The organism is Allofrancisella inopinata, assembly GCF_012222965.1.
GTDB lineage: Bacteria > Pseudomonadota > Gammaproteobacteria > Francisellales > Francisellaceae > Francisella > Francisella inopinata.
The window spans coordinates 272,444-290,893 of sequence record NZ_CP038241.1 but is presented as its reverse complement, the minus strand read 5'-3'; the positions used below and the strand labels follow the sequence as shown (position 1 = coordinate 290,893).

The window sequence follows — 18,450 nt, the reverse complement described above, 5'->3', positions numbered from 1 at the left end:
TTTATTTTAATAAAAAAATAAGTACTCTACTAAAGATGCTTATTCTTGCTCTGATGAATAGTCAAAATCCATATCTATACCCAACGCTCTAACTTCATTTCTTAAAACGTTGAAAGATTCTGGCACATCAACATTCATAGTTAATTTACCATCAACTATGTTTTTATACATTTTCGACCTACCAGCTATATCATCAGATTTAACTGTTAGCATTTCTCGTAATGTGTAAGCTGCACCATAAGCTTGTAATGCCCAAACTTCCATCTCACCAAATCTTTGACCACCAAACTGAGCTTTACCGCCTAAAGGCTGCTGGGTAACTAAACTATAAGATCCAGTAGATCTAGCATGCATCTTATCATCTACTAAGTGGTCAAGCTTAAGCATATACATATAACCAACTGTTACATGTCTGTCAAATGCTTTTCCAGTACGACCATCAAACAGTCTCATTTGACCATCTGTTGCAAAGCCACCTAGTTGAAGTAGTGATTTGATATCTTCTTCTTTAGCACCATCAAATACTGGTGTTGCAATTGGTACACCGTCTTTAAGATTTTCACAAAGCTGTAAGATTTCTTCATCACTTAGAGTATCTAAATCTACTTTCTTACCACCAACACTGTTATATACTTCATCCAAAGTTTTTCTTAGCTCAGCGGCTTTTCTTGTTTGTTCTAAAGTTTTTTCTATCTTTTTACCCAAACCATAAGAAGCTAATCCCATATGCGCTTCTAAGATCTGACCAATATTCATACGTGATGGTATACCTAGAGGATTTAAACAAACATCTACTGGAGTACCATCTTCCATGTATGGCATATCTTCGATTGGTAATACACGTGATACCACACCTTTGTTACCATGACGCCCTGCCATCTTATCACCAGGTTGTATACGCTTTTTAATAGCGACAAATACTTTTACTGTTTTTAGCACCCCTGGAGATAACTCATTACTTTGAGTTATAGATTTTTTCTTAGCTTCAAATCTAGCATCTACTGCTAATTTTGCTTCATCATAGTATTCTTTAGTTTTTTGCACCTTAGTGTTTAACTTCTCGTCTTCAAACGAAATTTCTAACCACTTAGAAAAAGGCAACTTCTCCAAAAAATCTTGTGTTAAAATAGCTCCTTTTTTGAGGCCTTTAGCTTTAAGAATTTCAGCACCAACAATTTCTTTTTCAATAGATTGCTTAACGATAGACTCAATAACGCTAAACTCTTCATCAAAGTCTTTACGCGCTTTTTCTATAAGCTCTTTTTCTATCTTTAAAGCTCTATAACTCTTGCCACCTTTATCATTTTCAAATACTTGAACATTAATAACTGTACCTGAAGTGCCACTAGGCATCCTTAATGAACTATCTGCAACGTTTGATGCTTTTTCATTAAAAATTGCTCTAAGTAGCCTTTCCTCCGGTGTTAATTGCTGTTCAGCCTTAGGAGTTATTTTAGCTACAAGAATATCACCAGATTCAACATTAGCACCTATATGGACAATACCAGATTCATCCAACTTAACTAAGCTACTTTCACTAACATTTGGAATATCTGCTGTTATTTCTTCTGGACCAAGTTTAGTATCACGAGCAACGCAAGTAAACTCTTCGATATGTATGCTTGTATACTTATCGTCTTTAACAATTCTTTCTGACAATAGAATCGAATCCTCAAAGTTATAACCGTTCCATGGCATAAATGCAACCATTAGGTTATGCCCTAAAGATAACTCACCAAAATCAGTAGCAAACCCATCTGCCAAGATATCGCCTTGCTCAACTTTATCACCAACATTAACTATAGGACGCTGGTTAATACAAGTATTTTTATTTGAACGTTTGAATTTAGTTAAACTATATATATCTACCAATTTATTAGTTTTAGATTTTTTAGTATCTACCTTAACTACTATTCTGTTTGAGTCAACCTCAACAACCGCTCCGGGATTTCTAGCAATAATACAGTTACCTGAGTCTCTAGCAACAATTTTCTCTATCCCAGTACCAACTAAAGGCTTTTCTGACTTAAGAGTTGGAACTGCTTGACGTTGCATGTTTGCACCCATCAAGACTCTGTTTGCGTCATCATGCTCTAAGAAAGGAATCAATGCTGCTGCTGCTGAAACCATCTGTTTAGCAGAAACATCCATATACTGAACTCTACTAGATTCAGTAAACATTGCTTCACCACCTGAACGACATTGGATCAATTCATCAACAAAATGATTATTTTCATCAAGTTGAGTTGAAGCTTGAGCAATTACATAGTTATCTTCATCAGTTGCTGATAAATACTCAATTTCATCTGTAACTCTACCGTTAACAACTTTTCTATAAGGAGCTTCTAAGAAACCATAATCATTTACCCTAGAATAAATTGCTAACGAGTTAATAAGACCAATGTTTGGTCCTTCTGGTGTTTCAATAGGACATAATCTACCGTAGTGAGTTGCATGAACGTCACGAACTTCAAAACCAGCTCTATCACGAGATAAACCACCAGGGCCTAGTGCTGAAATTCTTCTTTTATGTGTAACTTCTGATAGTGGATTATCTTGATCCATAAATTGAGATAATGCTCCAGAAGTAAAAAACTCTTTTATCGAAGCTGTTATAGGCTTAGAGTTAACTATATCTTTCGGCATCAGCTTATCTTTATGTACCAAAGACATGCTCTCACGGATTCCTTTTTCTACACGATAAAGACCTATTCTAAATTGATTCTCAACCATTTCACCAACAGAACGAACACGTCTATTACCAAGATGATCTATGTCATCTACTTTTCCTTTACCATCACGGATTTTAATAAGCTCCTCAAGGACACCTACTATATCACTATTTTCAAGAGTATAAACATCTTTAGAAACCTTGTCAGAACCTAACCTTGCATTTAATTTCATTCTACCAATATCAGATAAGCTATATCTACTTTCAATAAAAAACAACCCTTCAAATAAAGCCTTTACTGATGCTGCTGCTGGAGGATCTCCAGGTCTTAAAACCTTATAAATCTCAACCAATGCTTCATCTGTATTTTTTGTAACATCATACTTAAGAGTATCAGAAATATATCTACCTCTTTCTGTAGTTATAAAGTCTACAACCTCTAACTCATACATTCCCGCTTCTATACAAGCGTCTAACAAACCTTCTGTAATATCATTATTTGCATAAGCTATAACTTCACCTGTACTCTCACTGATAACATCTTTTGCCACCCTAAGGGTACTTACCAGATCAAAGTCTATAGCTACAGAATCAATACCTGCTTCTTTTATTTTCTTAACATCTTTCGAAGTAATTTTTTTATTTTTCTTTGCTATTACATTACCTTTTGAATCTATGATGTCAAACTTTAGTAACTCGCCTTTTATCAAAGAAAGATCGCCTAACTTCAAGCCAAAATTTTCACCGTCAAATTTAATCGTTTTAGTAGTAGAAAAATGTTCTAAAATATCTTCCTGTGAATATCCAAGCGCCTTTAGAATAACAGTTGCACAAATTTTTCTTTTTCTATCTATCCTAGCCCAGATTACACCTTTCGAATCAAATTCAAAATCTAACCATGAACCTCTATACGGGATTATACGTGCAGAAAAAGCCCCTTCCTCTGTGTCATCTTTACTAAAAAATGCTCCCGGAGATCTATGTAACTGAGAAACAACTACCCTTTCAGTACCATTAACAATAAAAGTACCGTTTGTTGTCATTAGAGGGATATCACCCATATATACATACTCTTCTCTAATATCTTCAACGATTTTTTCATTTGGAAGAGCCTCTTTATTATAAACAACTAACCTCATTTTAACATTAAGAGGAGCGTCATAAGTAGCTCCACGAACCTGGCACTCGCTCTCATCAAATGTTGGCTCACCAATTTGATAATCAACATAATGAAGTTCATATTGTCCATTTTTACTTTCTACAGGAAAAGACTGTTTAAGCACCTGCTCTAAACCAGAACATCCTCTACCTTTAGTCCCTTCCAGATTTAAAAATTTTTTATATGACTCTGTTTGAATGGAGAGTAAATATGGTACATCCAAGATATGAGGTAATTCCCCAAATTCTTTACGAATTCTTTTTTTCTCAGCGTATGAGTAAGACATCAAAAAACCCTTAAGATTTTGTTTACACAAAATAAAAAGCAAATATGAATATATTTGCACCAACCTATGTATCTTTCAATACTAGAAAGACTAGAAGCCATATAAATGACCACTAGTCATAATTCCTAAAAATTACTTTTTATGAATATTATTATTTAAGCTCAACTTTAGCGCCGGCTTCTTCAAGTTGTTTCTTAAGCTCTTCTGCTTCTGCTTTTTGAGCAGCTTCTTTGACTGTGAAAGGAGTACCTTCTACAGCAGCTTTAGCTTCTTTAAGACCTAAACCTGTAATACCTCTAACCGCCTTGATCGCAGCGATCTTATTTGAACCTGCATCAACTAAAACAACGTCAAACTCAGTTTTTTCTTCAGCTGCAGCCTCTTGACCACTAGCAGCTGGAGCAGCAACAGCAACAGCAGCTGCAGCAGATACACCAAACTTATCTTCCATCATTTTAACTAAATCACATACATCCATCACGCTCATTTCAGCAACAGCATTTAGGATATCTTCTTTTGTTATAGCCATTTTATAACTCCTATTTATTTAACAATTAATTCTTTGTTTAGCTTTTCTAGTAAGCCAATGCAATTATTTACTATCTCCAACAGCAGCAAATACTCGTACCACCTGAGAAGGAACCTCATTAAGAGTACGAACAAACTTAGTAACTGGTGCTTGCATAACACTAAGTAATGTAGCAAGTGCCTCTTCCCTACTAGGAAGCTTAGCAAAGTCATCTAACTTTTCTGGACCAAACAGTTCACCAGACATAGCTAAATTTTTAACTTCAAAAGCCTTATGGTCTTTTTGAAAGTTTTTAAATAGCTTAGCTGCCGCACCTGGCTCATCCTTAGAAAGAGCAAGAACAAGAGGACCTTTAAGAGCATCTGATAAACACTCAAAATTAGTTCCTTTAATTGCTAAACGTGCTAAGTTGTTACGAACAACCCTTAAATAAACTCCTGACTCACGAGCTTGTTTTCTTAATGAAGTCATTTCATTAACAGTCAAACCACGATAGTCGGCTACTGCTGCAGACAACGCTAAGGATACTTGTTCAGCAACTTCAGCGACAATTGCTTTTTTATCCTCTATTCTAAGTGCCATAATCGACTCCTTATATTGTCTACACTTTATTTAATTAACACGATATTTAGACCAAAAAAGGTTGTCAACATCGTCTGCGTAGGATAAATATTAAGCCAAGCTTGCTTGGCTCCTACGGTCTTTAACGTTGTATTCACATACAACCCAAAGAAATTGCAAAGTATTATTCTATATACTTAAATCTGAAAAGTCAACTGCTATTCCTGGACCCATAGTACTAGACACAGAAACTTTCTTCAGATATACGCCTTTAGAAACAGATGGTTTTGCTTTTTTAAGATCAATCAAAAGCTGCTCTAGGTTTTGCTTTAACGCATCTGAAGTAAAGTTAACCTTACCAATAGTAGTATGTATAATACCTGCTTTGTCAACTCTATATCTAACCTGACCTGCTTTAGCATCTCTTACAGCTTTAGCAACATCCATAGTTACAGTACCAACCTTAGGGTTTGGCATAAGTCCTTTAGGACCTAAAATTTGACCCAGCTGTCCAACTACTCTCATAGAATCAGGAGAAGCGATCACAACATCAAAATTCATATTGCCTTTCTTAACTTCATCGGCCAAGTCTTCCATACCAACGATATCTGCACCAGCCTCTTTAGCTGCATCTGCAGCAGGACCTTTTACAAAAACTGCCACTCTAACACTTTTACCTGTACCATTAGGTAATACAGAAGCTCCCCTAACCACTTGATCAGATTTACGAGGGTCAACACCTAAAGCAACTGACACATCCACAGATTCAACAAACTTAACTGAAGAAACATCTCTTAAAATATCAAAAGCTTCCGCTACAGGATATTTTTTTTCAGCATCTATCTTAGCTGCTATAGTTTTCATTCTTTTTGAAATTTTAGCCATTATTCAACCCCTTCTACTTTTACGCCCATACTACGAGCACTACCAGCAATAATTCTTACACCAGCATCTAAATCAGCAGCTGTCAAATCAGAATCTTTTATTTTAGCAATTTCTTCTAGCTGCTCACGGGTAATTGTACCAACAGACTCTTTTGAAGGGTTTGACGAACCTGATTTTATATTAACTGCTTTTTTAATCAAATAAGAAGCTGGCGGGGTTTTCATCTCAAAAGTGAAACTACGATCACTATATACAGAAATCTCAACAGGGATAGGCATACCTGGCTCCATACCCTGAGTTTTAGCATTGAATTCCTTACAGAATCCCATAATATTAACACCACGCTGGCCTAATGCAGGTCCTATAGGAGGACTTGGATTAGCTTTACCAGCAGCAACTTGCAATTTAATAATAGCTTCTACTTTTTTCTTAGCCATTGTTTTCTCCAAAATTTAGGTTAATAGCACTCGTTTTTAAAAATACGAGCTCCCTATGACTTAGCTTTGTTTTAAAACTAAGACTCTTTTTCAACTTGTGAAAATTCAAGCTCAACAGGTGTAGATCTACCAAATATAGATACAGCCACTCTTAACCTTGATTTTTCATAGTTAACTTCTTCTACCACACCAGTAAAGTCATTAAATGGTCCTTCAAGAACTCTAACCACTTCACCAACCTGATACGATTTTCTAAGTCTTGGCTCAATAGTATTTTTATCGCCCTCCATAAAACTAAGAATCTTATCAACTTCTTGCTTACTTAATGGAATAGGCTTACCTCTTGAACCAACAACAGTTAATACTCTAGGAACTGACTTTACAAGCTGCCAAGCATCTGTAGTAAGGTCAGCCTCTATCAAAACATACCCCGGAAAATACTTACGCTCACTTTTACGCTTTTGACCCGCTCTCATCTCTACCACATTCTCAGTAGGGACAAGTATTCTACCAAAACTATTTTCCAAACCAGCTATTTTAATATTTTCTTCTAACTGAGTTTTTACTCTTTTTTCATAACCTGAGTGCACCTGCACGACATACCAAAGCATAATTGTAAACCCCTATTAACCTAGGAAATATTGAATAAATTTTTCAAATACCAAACCAAATATAGATATAAAGATAGCAAAAATGATAACCACCACTATAACCATAGCAGATATAGCCATAGTTTCTTTGCGTGTAGGCCAAACCACTTTGGACAACTCCAGTTTTGAAGCATTAAAAAAAGCCCAAAATCTACGACCCTGATTAGTAAATCTTGCAATAACTAGTGCCACAAGAACAACCACTACAGCAATCGAGGTGTTATAAGAACTATAGTCAAAGCCCCAAAAGCTCGAAGCCATAGTAACCACAATGCCCATAACCACAACAGCTACTGCTGCCATCCATAGCAAAACATTAACAGAGCTTGAAACTTTTGTCACCTCAGTAGGTTTAGTAGCTCCACTCACCCAAACTTTATTAAAATTTTGACTTTTTTTCACAAGAATGATACTCCTTTAAAACGTAGGGTATAAAATAACACACAGAAAATATAATATCAAGAAAAATAAAAAAGACAGTGTGCAAATTTTGCAACACTGCCTTAATTATTTGGCAGGCCAGGAGGGACTCGAACCCCCAACTTGCGGTTTTGGAGACCGCTGCTCTACCAATTGAACTACTGACCTTTTTTACTTTATAACTATCTATTACTCGATAATTTTAGCAACAACACCAGCACCTACAGTTCTACCACCTTCACGGATAGCAAAACGTAAACCTTCATCCATTGCAATTGGGTTAATTAGGGTTATAACCATCTTAATGTTATCGCCAGGCATAACCATCTCTACACCCTCTGGTAGCTCAACAGCACCAGTAATATCTGTAGTACGGAAATAGAACTGTGGTCTATAGCCTTTAAAGAATGGAGTATGTCTACCACCTTCTTCTTTAGAAAGTACATAAACTTCAGCTTCAAACTTAGTGTGAGGCTTAATTGAACCTGGCTTACATAATACTTGTCCACGCTCAACATCATCTCTCTTAAGACCACGAACTAGAATACCAACGTTATCACCAGCCTCCCCTCTATCTAGAAGCTTACGGAACATTTCAACACCAGTTACTGTAGTTTTTTGAGTAGGACGAATACCCACAACTTCAACTTCATCACCAACGTTTATAACACCACGCTCAACACGTCCAGTTACAACTGTACCGCGACCTGAAATAGAGAACACATCTTCAATTGGTAAGATAAATGGCTTATCAGTATCACGCTCAGGAGCTGGAATATAGTCATCCATAGCTTGAACTAGCTCAACGATCTTCTCAACGTACTTCTCATCACCTTCTAAAGCTTTAAGAGCTGAACCCATAATAATAGGAGTATCATCACCCGGGAACTCATACTGATCTAAAAGCTCACGCACTTCCATTTCTACAAGCTCCAATAACTCTTCGTCATCAACCATGTCACACTTGTTTAAGAAAACAACAATATATGGTACACCAACCTGACGAGAAAGTAGAATATGCTCACGAGTTTGTGGCATAGGACCATCAGCAGCAGAACATACTAAGATAGCACCATCCATCTGAGCAGCACCAGTAATCATGTTTTTAACATAATCCGCGTGTCCTGGACAGTCAACGTGAGCATAATGTCTATTTGGAGACTCATATTCTACGTGAGAAGTATTAATAGTAATACCACGTGCTTTTTCTTCTGGCGCGTTATCGATCTCATCAAACTTACGAGCAGAGCCACCGTTTTTCTCAGCCATTACCTTAGTGATAGCTGCAGTAAGAGTAGTTTTACCATGGTCAACGTGACCGATTGTACCTACGTTTACGTGCGGCTTCGAACGTTCAAATTTTTCTTTAGCCATTCTTTCATTACTCCATTTTTTTTCAACAAAAAATAAAAAACCAATAATATGGTGCTCACAACCAGACTTGAACTGGTGACCTCTCCCTTACCAAGGGAGTGCTCTACCACCTGAGCCATGCGAGCTTAAATTTTATAACCACGTTTAGGGTGGAGCGGGTGATGGGAATCGAACCCACGCTATCGGCTTGGAAGGCCGAAGTTCTACCATTGAACTACACCCGCATGGTGGAGGGAGCAGGATTCGAACCTGCGAAGGCTGAGCCGTCAGATTTACAGTCTGATCCCTTTGGCCGCTCGGGAATCCCTCCCCTAAAACTTTCTAGAATACTATAAAGTCTATTTGAGTAAAAATCAAGCTTTTTGTGCTTGAATCTATAAAGCTTTTTAAGAAAACAACTACTTTAAACTTTTTCTTAAAAAACTAATCACATACTACTACGTTTAAAAATTAATGTAAATATTATTTTGTTATAAAAGCAGGGCAATTGCATTAAAAATGTCTTGACAACCTTATTATTTTACGGTTATAACCAGTAAAGTTACTATTTTTGGTAGAGTGTCCACCTAAAATGCCTATAAATACAGCTTATTTAACGAAGCTATAAATAATAAAGCGTCATTTTAATCATAATCAGTTAATTTTAGGAGATCTGAAACTGCTTGTATTGATCTTGTAAAGAAGTTAAAACTATTATAAACAAAGGATTCTAGCAAAAAATATTTTAATGCAATTGCCCTGGTTATAAAAGGCTTATTTACTAGAAAACCTAGTAATTACTTTTGACATAACCATATTATTCACAATCACAATCTCATCACCAGTTTCGCCACTAAGCTTTGTATACAAAAAGCCTATAGATTTAACAACACCTACTGAACCCCCTATATCAACGTTATCACCAATTTCAAAGGGTTTACTAAAAGCAAGCATTATGCCAGAGGCAAAAATACTATAAGATGCCTTTAAAGACATTGATATACCAAAAACGATACCTGCCAAAACACCAGTTATAGGAGAAATTGGGACACCCAATTTTGCCAAAGCTACCACAACAACTAAAATTAAAAAAATTACATATATTAAACTTGCTAAAAACTGAGAGACTGTATTGTCATACTTCTTTAACAAGTTATAAGTTAATGATTTAACATACTTGGATAAAAAGAAACCTACCACTAGTATAACCAGTGCTACAACCGCATTCGTCCAAAAAAAATTGTCAAAATACTTAATCATTTATTCTACTCCTATTATAAACTCTCTTTGCTTTGATAAGTATGCAGATTGACATTATACTTATAATAGTTGAAATAATAGCTGGTATCATCGTTTCAACGATTATAAACTCATCTGTAATAAATGATAATATGTAATAAACAGAAACCATATCTTCAATTATAAACAAAGCCATGCATATTGCAAAAACATATATACATACTACAAACCTAAACAAAAATGCTGTTAATCCAAGTAGTAACAATACAGGATAAACAATTATCTGTAACACTTCTATAAATAGCTGACTGGCATCATAAATGCAGTCAAAATTATAATCAACAGTCAAAACATAAATGATTGAAAACACAATAAAGCTTGCCAAAAACATTGGTGTATCATTATTTATAAGCTTATCATTAAAAATAATCTCCTCACCCTTAGATTTTGAGAACAATAAACCCACCACTGTCAAAAACCCAGCACCTGAAATAAAACCATCGTAAGAAAAAGTATTTTCCAAATATAAACGGTGAATAACGTACCCATATCCGCCTAAAACCACTAAAAAAATAGCAAAGCAACTCCAAAATGCTACACCCCAATTTTTCTTATACATGAAAATTTGGGCTAAAATAACACAACAAAAAAATAGTAAGATAGATAAAATAAGCCTTAAAAACTCATCACTAAACATAGGCACATATGTAAAATCACACATTTTATTTTAAAGTGCCCCTTTTGCTTTTAATAACAGATAAAAGACCGTTGCTATTACACTACCAACAATAGGACCTAGAATTGGTACCCATGCGTAACTCCAGTGAGATGGACCTTTACTCTGTATAGGCATAATAGTATGAAACAATCTTGGACCAAAATCTCTAGCTGGATTAATAGCATACCCCGTAGTACCACCTAAAGATAAACCTATAGCTATAACGACAAATGCCACCGGGATACCGCCTAAAGCTCCCATGTCAATTGGATAAGCTGTTGTTATATTAGAATCTCCAACCTGTATTACAACCCCATGCATAGCTAATATAGCAAGCACTAATACAAAGGTTCCTATAACTTCACTGGTAAAATTAGAAGGTAGATGTTTAATCGCTGGGGATGTGCAAAATGTTGCTAACTTTAGATCTACATCACTTGTAGCAGCATAGTGTGGATAGTATACAATCCAAACTAGTGCCTGACCGATCATAGCTCCCACAACTTGGCAGATAACATAAGGGGCCACCCAGCTCCAGGAAAATTTCCCAGCTATCGCTAACGAAAGTGTAACTGCTGGATTCATATGAGCTCCACTAATAGGACCTGCCACCAAAACTCCTAAAAACACTGCCAATCCCCAAGCAAAAGTAATAACAATCCAACCACTGTTCTGAGACTTAGTTTTATTTAAAACAACTCCTGCTACTACTCCATTACCCAAAAGTATGAGAATCATTGTTCCTATAATCTCTGCTACACATGCTGCCAACATAATTAGTCCTACCTAAATAATTCCTGTACATCAAAATTCTTAGCAAACTCTTTAAAACTACCTATCTGCTCACTTTGCCAAGCTTTATCTTTACCAAGCTCTTTAGCCATAAGCTCAGCAACTATAGGAGCTGCTTGAATACTCGCTTTAATATCTAAAAAAGCAGCTCGTGTACGCCGTGCCAACACATCTTCAACTGTTTTAGCTTTTTCATGTCTTACATGATAAACAGCTTCTGCCTTATAGTATGGTAAATCACTATGTAATAATTCATAGTTATTTATTTCTTGCTGAATTTCTTTAACATCTTCAACATTTTTACCATAAACTTTTAGTGGATAGCCTACTTCAGAATCAACAGCATCAATCAATAACTCTTCAGAAGTTTTAGAAAGCTTTTGAGCAATTTTACCACTTTCAATATAATCTAAAGTGTCCTGCCCCATACGTCTAAATATAGTCCACTTACCTCCTACTACCGTAATCAAACCATCTGTAGATTCAATAATCTCATGTTTGCGAGAAATATTGGCCGTTTTTTTACTTTTTTTAGGAGAAACTAACGGACGCTGGCCACAGTATACTGACTTTATATCTGTAATAGTTGCTTTTTGCTTAGCATATTGGTTAAAGGTTTCCAAAATAAACTCAACTTCTTGTTTATCAGCTTTTGGTTCAATATCGGGAACCTCTTTTTTAATATCCGTAGTACCAACTATCAAATGACCATGCCAAGGTAAAATAAATAACACCCTACCATCTTCTGTTTCTGGGATTAAAATTGCATGCTTCGTGGGAAACTTCTCTCGATCAAAAACTATATGAGTTCCTTGAGCAACAGAAACGTATTTATGTGCCTCTTTTCGCCCTGCTAAACTCATAATAGTATCGCAAAAAGTGCCAGTAGCATTAATAATATGACTTGCCTTAAACTCTCTTTTTTCCTGAGTTAATGTATCAGTAGCTACCACAGTGTCTAATTTTGAATTTGTTGAGCTATAGATTTTTTCAACCTTGTGGTAATTTAAGGCTACACCACTCTTTGACTCAAAAGTTTTCATTAAAGAGATCAAAAGTCTAGTATCATCAAACTGACCATCATAATACACCAAACTTTTTTTAAGTTTAGAACTTTCTATATTTGGTAGCTCTGCTAAAGTTTGTTGCTTGTTTAGATTATAGCTTTTACCGATCTTGTATTCACCTGACAAAAACTCATATAATTTGACTCCTATTGTGTATTTAATAGTTTCAAAATAATTACGTGTAGGAATAAGATAAGATTGTTTATGAGTCAAATGTGGAGCATTATGTAAAAATGAAAACCTCTCTTCTAAGCCTTCCTTAACTAATGCAAAATCAAAATTTTCTAAATACCTCAGGCCACCGTGAATAAGCTTAGTAGACTTTGAAGAAGTACCTTTACCAAAATCATACGCTTCTAAAAGTAAAGTTTTATAACCACGTGAAACAGCCTCTATAGCACAACCAAACCCAGTTGCACCACCACCAATTATTATTATGTCGTATTCTTTTTTCATTTCTTTATAGCCTTTATTTAAAATTTAATCTAGGCTTATTACCACCACTCTTCTCTCGTCAACTTTTATCTAATATGTAGCAGAGGATAGTAGCCACTTATCACTCTGCCCAAGCCTTACTTCTTTCTACGGCCTTTTTCCAACCCTTATAGTCATGAGCAACTGTTTTAGGGTCTTTTTGTGGCTCAAAAGTTTTCTCAGTAGTAAGGATAGCTTTCAACTTCTCTTTATTTTCCCAAAACCCAACTGCTAGACCTGCTAAAAAAACTGCTCCTAAACCCGTAATTTCATTGACTTTTGGTTTTGAAATTTCAGACTGGAGAATATCTGACTGGAATTGCATCAAGAAATTATTTTGTACAGCACCACCATCTACACGTAAGCCAGCTAAATCTAATCCCGTATCATCTTTCATACAATCTAAAACGTCTTTTGCTTGGTATGCTATAGCTTCAAGAGCAGCCCTAATAATATGCTCTCTCTTAGTGTCTCTAGTGATACCAACTATAGTGCCACGAGCATACATATCCCAATACGGAGTACCTAAGCCAACAAATGCAGGCACTAAATATACTCCATTAGTAGAATCAATTTTGGTTGCATAATACTCACTATCTTCTGCTGAACGGATAAGACCCAAACCATCTCTAATCCACTGAATAACAGCCCCAGCTATAAACACACTACCCTCTAAGGCATAAGTTGGTTTCCCATTTTCACCCCACGCGATAGTTGTTAGAAGTCCAGCATCAGAAAATACTGGTTTATCACCAACATTCATAAGTGCAAAACAGCCTGTACCATAAGTATTTTTAGCCATACCCTTGTCAAAACAGCAATGACCAAATAAAGCAGCATGCTGATCTCCAGCCACACCAGCTATTGGAATTTTAGCTCCCGCTAGTGTTTTCTCATCAGTGTAGCCGTAAACCTCACTAGAATTTTTCACCTCTGGTAACATAGACTCTGGAATATCTAAGTACTCTAAAATTTTCTTATCCCACTCTAACGTATTAATGTTAAAAAGCATAGTACGTGAAGCATTACTGTAGTCAGTTGCATGGACTTTACCTCGCGTCATATTCCAAATAAGCCAAGTATCTATAGTACCCATTAGAAGCTTACCAGCATTAGCTTTTTCTCTTGCACCCTCAACATTATCCAAAATCCACTTAACTTTTGTACCAGAAAAATATGCATCTACTACTAAGCCTGTATTTTCTTTGATATATTTAACTAGTTTCGAATCTTTTTTAATCTCATCACAAATATACGAAGTACGGCGACACTGCCAAACTATAGCATTATAAATAGGGTCACCAGTTTCTTTATCCCAAATAACAACCGTTTCACGCTGATTTGTAATACCTATGGCTGCAATTTGCTCTGGTTTAACTCTTCCAGACTCAAGAACTTCTCTAACAACTCCGCTTTGTGTCCCCCATATTTCCATAGGGTCATGCTCAACCCAGCCACTTTTTGGGTAAATCTGAGTAAACTCTTTTTGAGCAATTTTCCTGATATTACCATTTTTATCAAAGATAATTGCTCGTGAACTAGTTGTGCCTTGATCAACAGCTAAAACAAATTTTTCTGACATTGTTATTTTCAACACTTAGAATTTATTTAGAGAAATTATATATTTAATAGCCCATAGGGTAAATGATGAATTAAAAAAAGTTAATTAGACAATGTTGTTATAAAAGTGTAAATTTCTAAACTAATAAGAGCATTTTTTTATAAAAATGAAGAATTTCAGAACCTTTATAATACTAGTTATTGGCGTAAGCTTTTATTGCTATGAGTTTTTTTTAAGAATACTAACTGGAGCATACCAAGAGCAAATAGTTAACTACTTTAACATATCAACTCATATTGGCTTTTCATTTTTAATATCTAGTTACAATATAACTTACCTTATAATGCAAATACCAGCAGGAATGCTACTAGATAGATTTGGTAGCAAAAGAATTTTAATCACAGCAACGTTAATTTGTGGAGCTGGCAATATACTGTTTATAGCTGGAGGTTTTAATTTAGCAATAGTTGGTAGACTGTTAGTAGGTATTGGGTCATCATTTGCATTTATAGGAGTTCTGAAACTAGCTCTAGAGAACTTTAAGCCCAAATATTTTAGCTTCATAGCAAGTATTATAATATCGTTAGGGACCTTAGCTGCTGCTTTTTCACAAAACGTTAGTGTACTTATATCCAATTACAACACTTCTTGGATAAGTATTTTTATATACTCCGGTATTTTTGCGCTACCATTAGCTATATTATTTCAAATATTTTCACCTAAAGAAGTACAAACTATAAAACTAATGCCAAAATTTGGACAGATTTATAGCGCCAGTAAAAATTTAATACAAGATAAAAAGCTTTGGGTTAATGCAACATGGGCAGGCTTGATATACATACCTACTGTGGTTTTAACCTCACAATATGGAGTTTTATATTTTAAACAAGCATATGGTTTTGGTGATATACTTGCAACAGCATTGATAACCTCAATATTTATCGGTTGGGTTATTTTCTCTCCAACAAAAACTCTATTAGCTGATAAATTTGATACGACAAAAATTATCAATGTTTGCATTCTAGGAACCATAATAACCATCGTTATCATAAACTTTGGAATATTAAAAAACTATGCAATATTCTTAGTTTTTATTTTTGGTGCATTTTCTGCATCACAGGTTTTAGTATGGTATTATTTTAATAAAATATGTCCTCAGAATTTTGCCGCTATAGGAATTGCTATCACAAATATGCTAATTACCTTAGTCACTGAAATTGGTCAACTAACAGTTGGTTTATCAATCGATATAGGAAATGTCATAAACCTAGCACCTAAAACAAGTATAAGTGTATGCTTTGTTACTTCGCTAATACTAGGAGCTATAGTTTTTAAAAAACTAAACATGAAAGATAAGCCTATATCTTAACTAGATTAGCAATATCTGCCAATAGAATCTTTTGTCCAACGTCAGGACCAAAATTTACCGTATAGAACTCTTTTGTACCTTGAGCTTGTGATTTAATAAAAATACCTTTACCAAAGATTTTATGAAAAACTTTTTCTCCAGGTTTGAAAGTTTTATTATTAGAGGAACTTGATTTTAAAAAATCAAATGGCGAAACGCCAAAGTTAGATTTTGCTCTTACTTTAGCTTTTGATTGTTGATTTTGCTCTTGGCTTAAGTGTTCCTCGTCAATCTCAGATAAAAACCTAGAACAAACCTGGAAACTACTTCTACCAAAAATATTACGTACCTGGGCGTAACTAATAGTTAAAGATACCATAGCCCTAGTAATTGCAACGTAAAAAAGTCTCCTTTCTTCAGCAAGTTTTTCTTGAAGTTTTTTTGAATGAGAATTATCGAAAGCTTCCTGACTATTAATAACAGCATTTGGAGGGAAAACACCCTCTTCTGCAGCAACTATAAATACATGCTTAAACTCTAGGCCTTTTGCCGCATGAATAGTCATCAATTGTATACTATCTACTGATTCATCAGCCTGCATTTCACCAGCTTCTAAAACTGCTAAGGATAAAAAATCTTGTAAAATATCAGCGTTATCATCAAGCAACTCAATTTGTGGTTCAAAGTCCTTAGCTGCACTTATTAATTCTTTTAAATTATCTATTTTTTGACGATCTTTTTCTGTATCTTTCTCCTCATAAGAAGCTAAAAGCCCACTTTTTGTAATCACGTACTCCAGTAACTTATCTAAGCTAAGCTCTTTTATTTGATTAGCTATATCGTCAATTAATTGGATAAAATTTAAAAGCAAACTTGCTGTACGTTTTGTTACTAACTCTTTTTGAATAACTTCTAAGGTTGCTTGCCAATATGATAATAAGTTAATATGAGCAAAATTTCTAATTGTATCTAAAGTTTTGTTACCTATCCCACGTGCTGGAGTGTTAATGATACGTTCATAAGCTAAGTTATCTGTACTTGTAACTGCTAATCTTAGGTAAGCCAAAGCATCTTTAACCTCTGCTCTATCAAAGAATCTAAAGCCACCGTAAATCCTATATGGAATACTAGCATATATACAACTTTCTTCTAGTACACGAGACAAATAGTTAGAGCGGTACAATATTGCAATATCACTATAATTTTCACCATCTTGGTGAAGTTTACGGATTTTATCAATTATATATTTGGCTTCTTCTCTTTCATTTACAGCGTTGTATACTTGTATTTTTTCGCCCTCTTCAGCAGCAGACCAAAGTTCTTTTGACATTCTGTTATTATTATTTTTGATGACAGAATTTGCTGCCTTAAGAATATTTTTTGTTGATCGGTAATTTTGCTCTAACTTGATTATCTCAACGTTGTTTACTTCTTTTACATAACTATGGATGTTATCCACTATAGCTCCTCGCCAACCATATATTGATTGATCATCATCGCCAACAGCCATAATATAATTATCATCAGTTAGCAAAAGCTTTAACCAAAGATACTGTACATGGTTAGTATCTTGAAACTCATCTATAAGTATATATTTAAATAAATTTTGGTAATATTCTCTTAGTTGAATATTTAAAGAAAACAGCTCATACAAATAGAGTAATAAATCTGCAAAATCTAAAGCATTATCAAGTTGCAACCTCTCTTCATAAGCCTCATAAATACTGTTAAAGTTTGCATCATATTGTCTAGAAAGTTTACTGCTCCTTGTTGCTTGATCTTTTTGTTTATTTATAAAGTTTTGAAGTAATTTTGGAGGATATTTTTTATCATCAAGATCTAAAGATTTTATCACTTTTTTTATAAGTTGAGCTTGCTCTTCTTGATCAAGAATTCTAAAGTTTTTATCTAAACCAAGTTCATGTGCATGCTTACGTAGCAACCTATGGGCTATGCCATGAAAAGTCCCTATCCACATCCCAAATGTCGAGATTCCAAGCATTTTTTCAACACGCTGCTGAATCTCCTTAGCAGCTTTATTTGTAAATGTAACAGCTAAAATGTTGTCAACAGCTATACCCTTATCACGGCATAGATAAGCTATCCTTGAAGTAAGAACTTTAGTTTTACCACTACCAGCGCCCGCTAAAATAAGCGAGTTACGATCTTCAAGTAGTACAGCTTTATGCTGCTGTGGGTTTAAGCTACCCAAGGAATCTTTTAAAGACATTAGAAAAGAATTATTTTATTAATGAAGATATTTTAGCAGAAAAGAAGTTCTTATAAAAAATAAATAGGTA

At 35.0% G+C, this 18,450-nt stretch carries 15 protein-coding genes and 4 tRNA genes; 1 reads left to right on the top strand and 18 read right to left on the bottom strand.

The annotated features are described in order from the left end of the window. Positions 1–39: 39 nt before the first annotated feature. From rpoB to glpK, 17 genes are all read right to left on the bottom strand, one after another. Positions 40–4,116 carry a DNA-directed RNA polymerase subunit beta gene (rpoB, locus tag E4K63_RS01305; protein ID WP_133942162.1) on the bottom strand — a complete coding sequence of 1,359 codons (4,077 nt, stop codon included), beginning with the start codon at positions 4,114–4,116 and terminating at the stop codon, positions 40–42. Positions 4,117–4,267: 151 nt separating this feature from the next. Continuing rightward, on the bottom strand, positions 4,268–4,645 hold the full coding sequence (rplL, locus tag E4K63_RS01300) for a 50S ribosomal protein L7/L12 (protein WP_133942161.1): 378 nt from the start codon (positions 4,643–4,645) through the stop codon (positions 4,268–4,270). A 63-nt stretch (positions 4,646–4,708) separates the two neighbouring features. Next, on the bottom strand, positions 4,709–5,227 hold the full coding sequence (gene rplJ / locus E4K63_RS01295; protein ID WP_133942160.1) for a 50S ribosomal protein L10: 519 nt from the start codon (positions 5,225–5,227) through the stop codon (positions 4,709–4,711). A gap of 168 nt (positions 5,228–5,395) precedes the next feature. After that, a complete protein-coding gene (rplA, locus tag E4K63_RS01290) occupies positions 5,396–6,091 on the bottom strand; it encodes a 50S ribosomal protein L1 (RefSeq protein WP_133942159.1) in 696 nt (231 codons plus the stop codon). Continuing rightward, a complete protein-coding gene (gene rplK / locus E4K63_RS01285) occupies positions 6,091–6,528 on the bottom strand; it encodes a 50S ribosomal protein L11 (RefSeq protein WP_133942158.1) in 438 nt (145 codons plus the stop codon). Before rplK ends, rplA begins: the two co-directional genes overlap by 1 nt. Positions 6,529–6,605: 77 nt before the next feature. After that, complete coding sequence (nusG, locus tag E4K63_RS01280) at positions 6,606–7,139, bottom strand: transcription termination/antitermination protein NusG (RefSeq protein WP_133942157.1); 534 nt, start codon at positions 7,137–7,139, stop codon at positions 6,606–6,608. 15 nt (positions 7,140–7,154) lie between these two features. Then, complete coding sequence (gene secE, locus E4K63_RS01275; RefSeq protein WP_133942156.1) at positions 7,155–7,580, bottom strand: preprotein translocase subunit SecE; 426 nt, start codon at positions 7,578–7,580, stop codon at positions 7,155–7,157. 110 nt (positions 7,581–7,690) lie between these two features. Beyond that, positions 7,691–7,766, bottom strand: a tRNA-Trp gene (locus E4K63_RS01270). Between the two features lie 21 nt (positions 7,767–7,787). After that, positions 7,788–8,972, bottom strand: coding sequence for an elongation factor Tu (gene tuf / locus E4K63_RS01265; RefSeq protein WP_133942155.1), 1,185 nt, complete (start codon positions 8,970–8,972; stop codon positions 7,788–7,790). A 49-nt stretch (positions 8,973–9,021) separates the two neighbouring features. Next, a tRNA-Thr gene (locus E4K63_RS01260) sits at positions 9,022–9,097 on the bottom strand. Positions 9,098–9,122: 25 nt separating this feature from the next. Next, positions 9,123–9,196 (bottom strand) — tRNA-Gly (locus E4K63_RS01255). 1 nt (position 9,197) lies between these two features. Then, a tRNA-Tyr gene (locus E4K63_RS01250) sits at positions 9,198–9,282 on the bottom strand. 443 nt (positions 9,283–9,725) lie between these two features. Beyond that, positions 9,726–10,211 carry a mechanosensitive ion channel domain-containing protein gene (locus E4K63_RS01245; RefSeq protein WP_133942154.1) on the bottom strand — a complete coding sequence of 162 codons (486 nt, stop codon included), beginning with the start codon at positions 10,209–10,211 and terminating at the stop codon, positions 9,726–9,728. Continuing rightward, positions 10,204–10,911, bottom strand: coding sequence for a hypothetical protein (locus E4K63_RS01240; RefSeq protein WP_133942153.1), 708 nt, complete (start codon positions 10,909–10,911; stop codon positions 10,204–10,206). Before E4K63_RS01240 ends, E4K63_RS01245 begins: the two co-directional genes overlap by 8 nt. Before the next feature lie 6 nt (positions 10,912–10,917). Next, positions 10,918–11,682, bottom strand: a complete 765-nt coding sequence (locus E4K63_RS01235) for an MIP/aquaporin family protein (RefSeq protein ID WP_133942152.1) — start codon at positions 11,680–11,682, stop codon at positions 10,918–10,920. Positions 11,683–11,690: 8 nt separating this feature from the next. After that, the gene (locus E4K63_RS01230) at positions 11,691–13,223 is read right to left on the bottom strand and encodes a glycerol-3-phosphate dehydrogenase/oxidase (RefSeq protein ID WP_133942151.1); all 1,533 of its coding nucleotides are present in this window, start codon (positions 13,221–13,223) and stop codon (positions 11,691–11,693) included. Between the two features lie 100 nt (positions 13,224–13,323). Next, positions 13,324–14,823, bottom strand: a complete 1,500-nt coding sequence (glpK, locus tag E4K63_RS01225) for a glycerol kinase GlpK (RefSeq protein ID WP_133942150.1) — start codon at positions 14,821–14,823, stop codon at positions 13,324–13,326. Positions 14,824–14,968: 145 nt separating this feature from the next. Between glpK and E4K63_RS01220 the strand changes: the two genes are divergently transcribed. Further along, positions 14,969–16,171, top strand: coding sequence for an MFS transporter (locus tag E4K63_RS01220; protein WP_133942149.1), 1,203 nt, complete (start codon positions 14,969–14,971; stop codon positions 16,169–16,171). Here E4K63_RS01220 and E4K63_RS01215 read toward each other — a convergent pair. Continuing rightward, entirely contained in the window at positions 16,161–18,380 is a 2,220-nt protein-coding gene (locus E4K63_RS01215) for a UvrD-helicase domain-containing protein (protein WP_133942148.1), read from the bottom strand. The genes E4K63_RS01220 and E4K63_RS01215 overlap by 11 nt on opposite strands. Between the last annotated feature and the right edge of the window lie 70 nt (positions 18,381–18,450).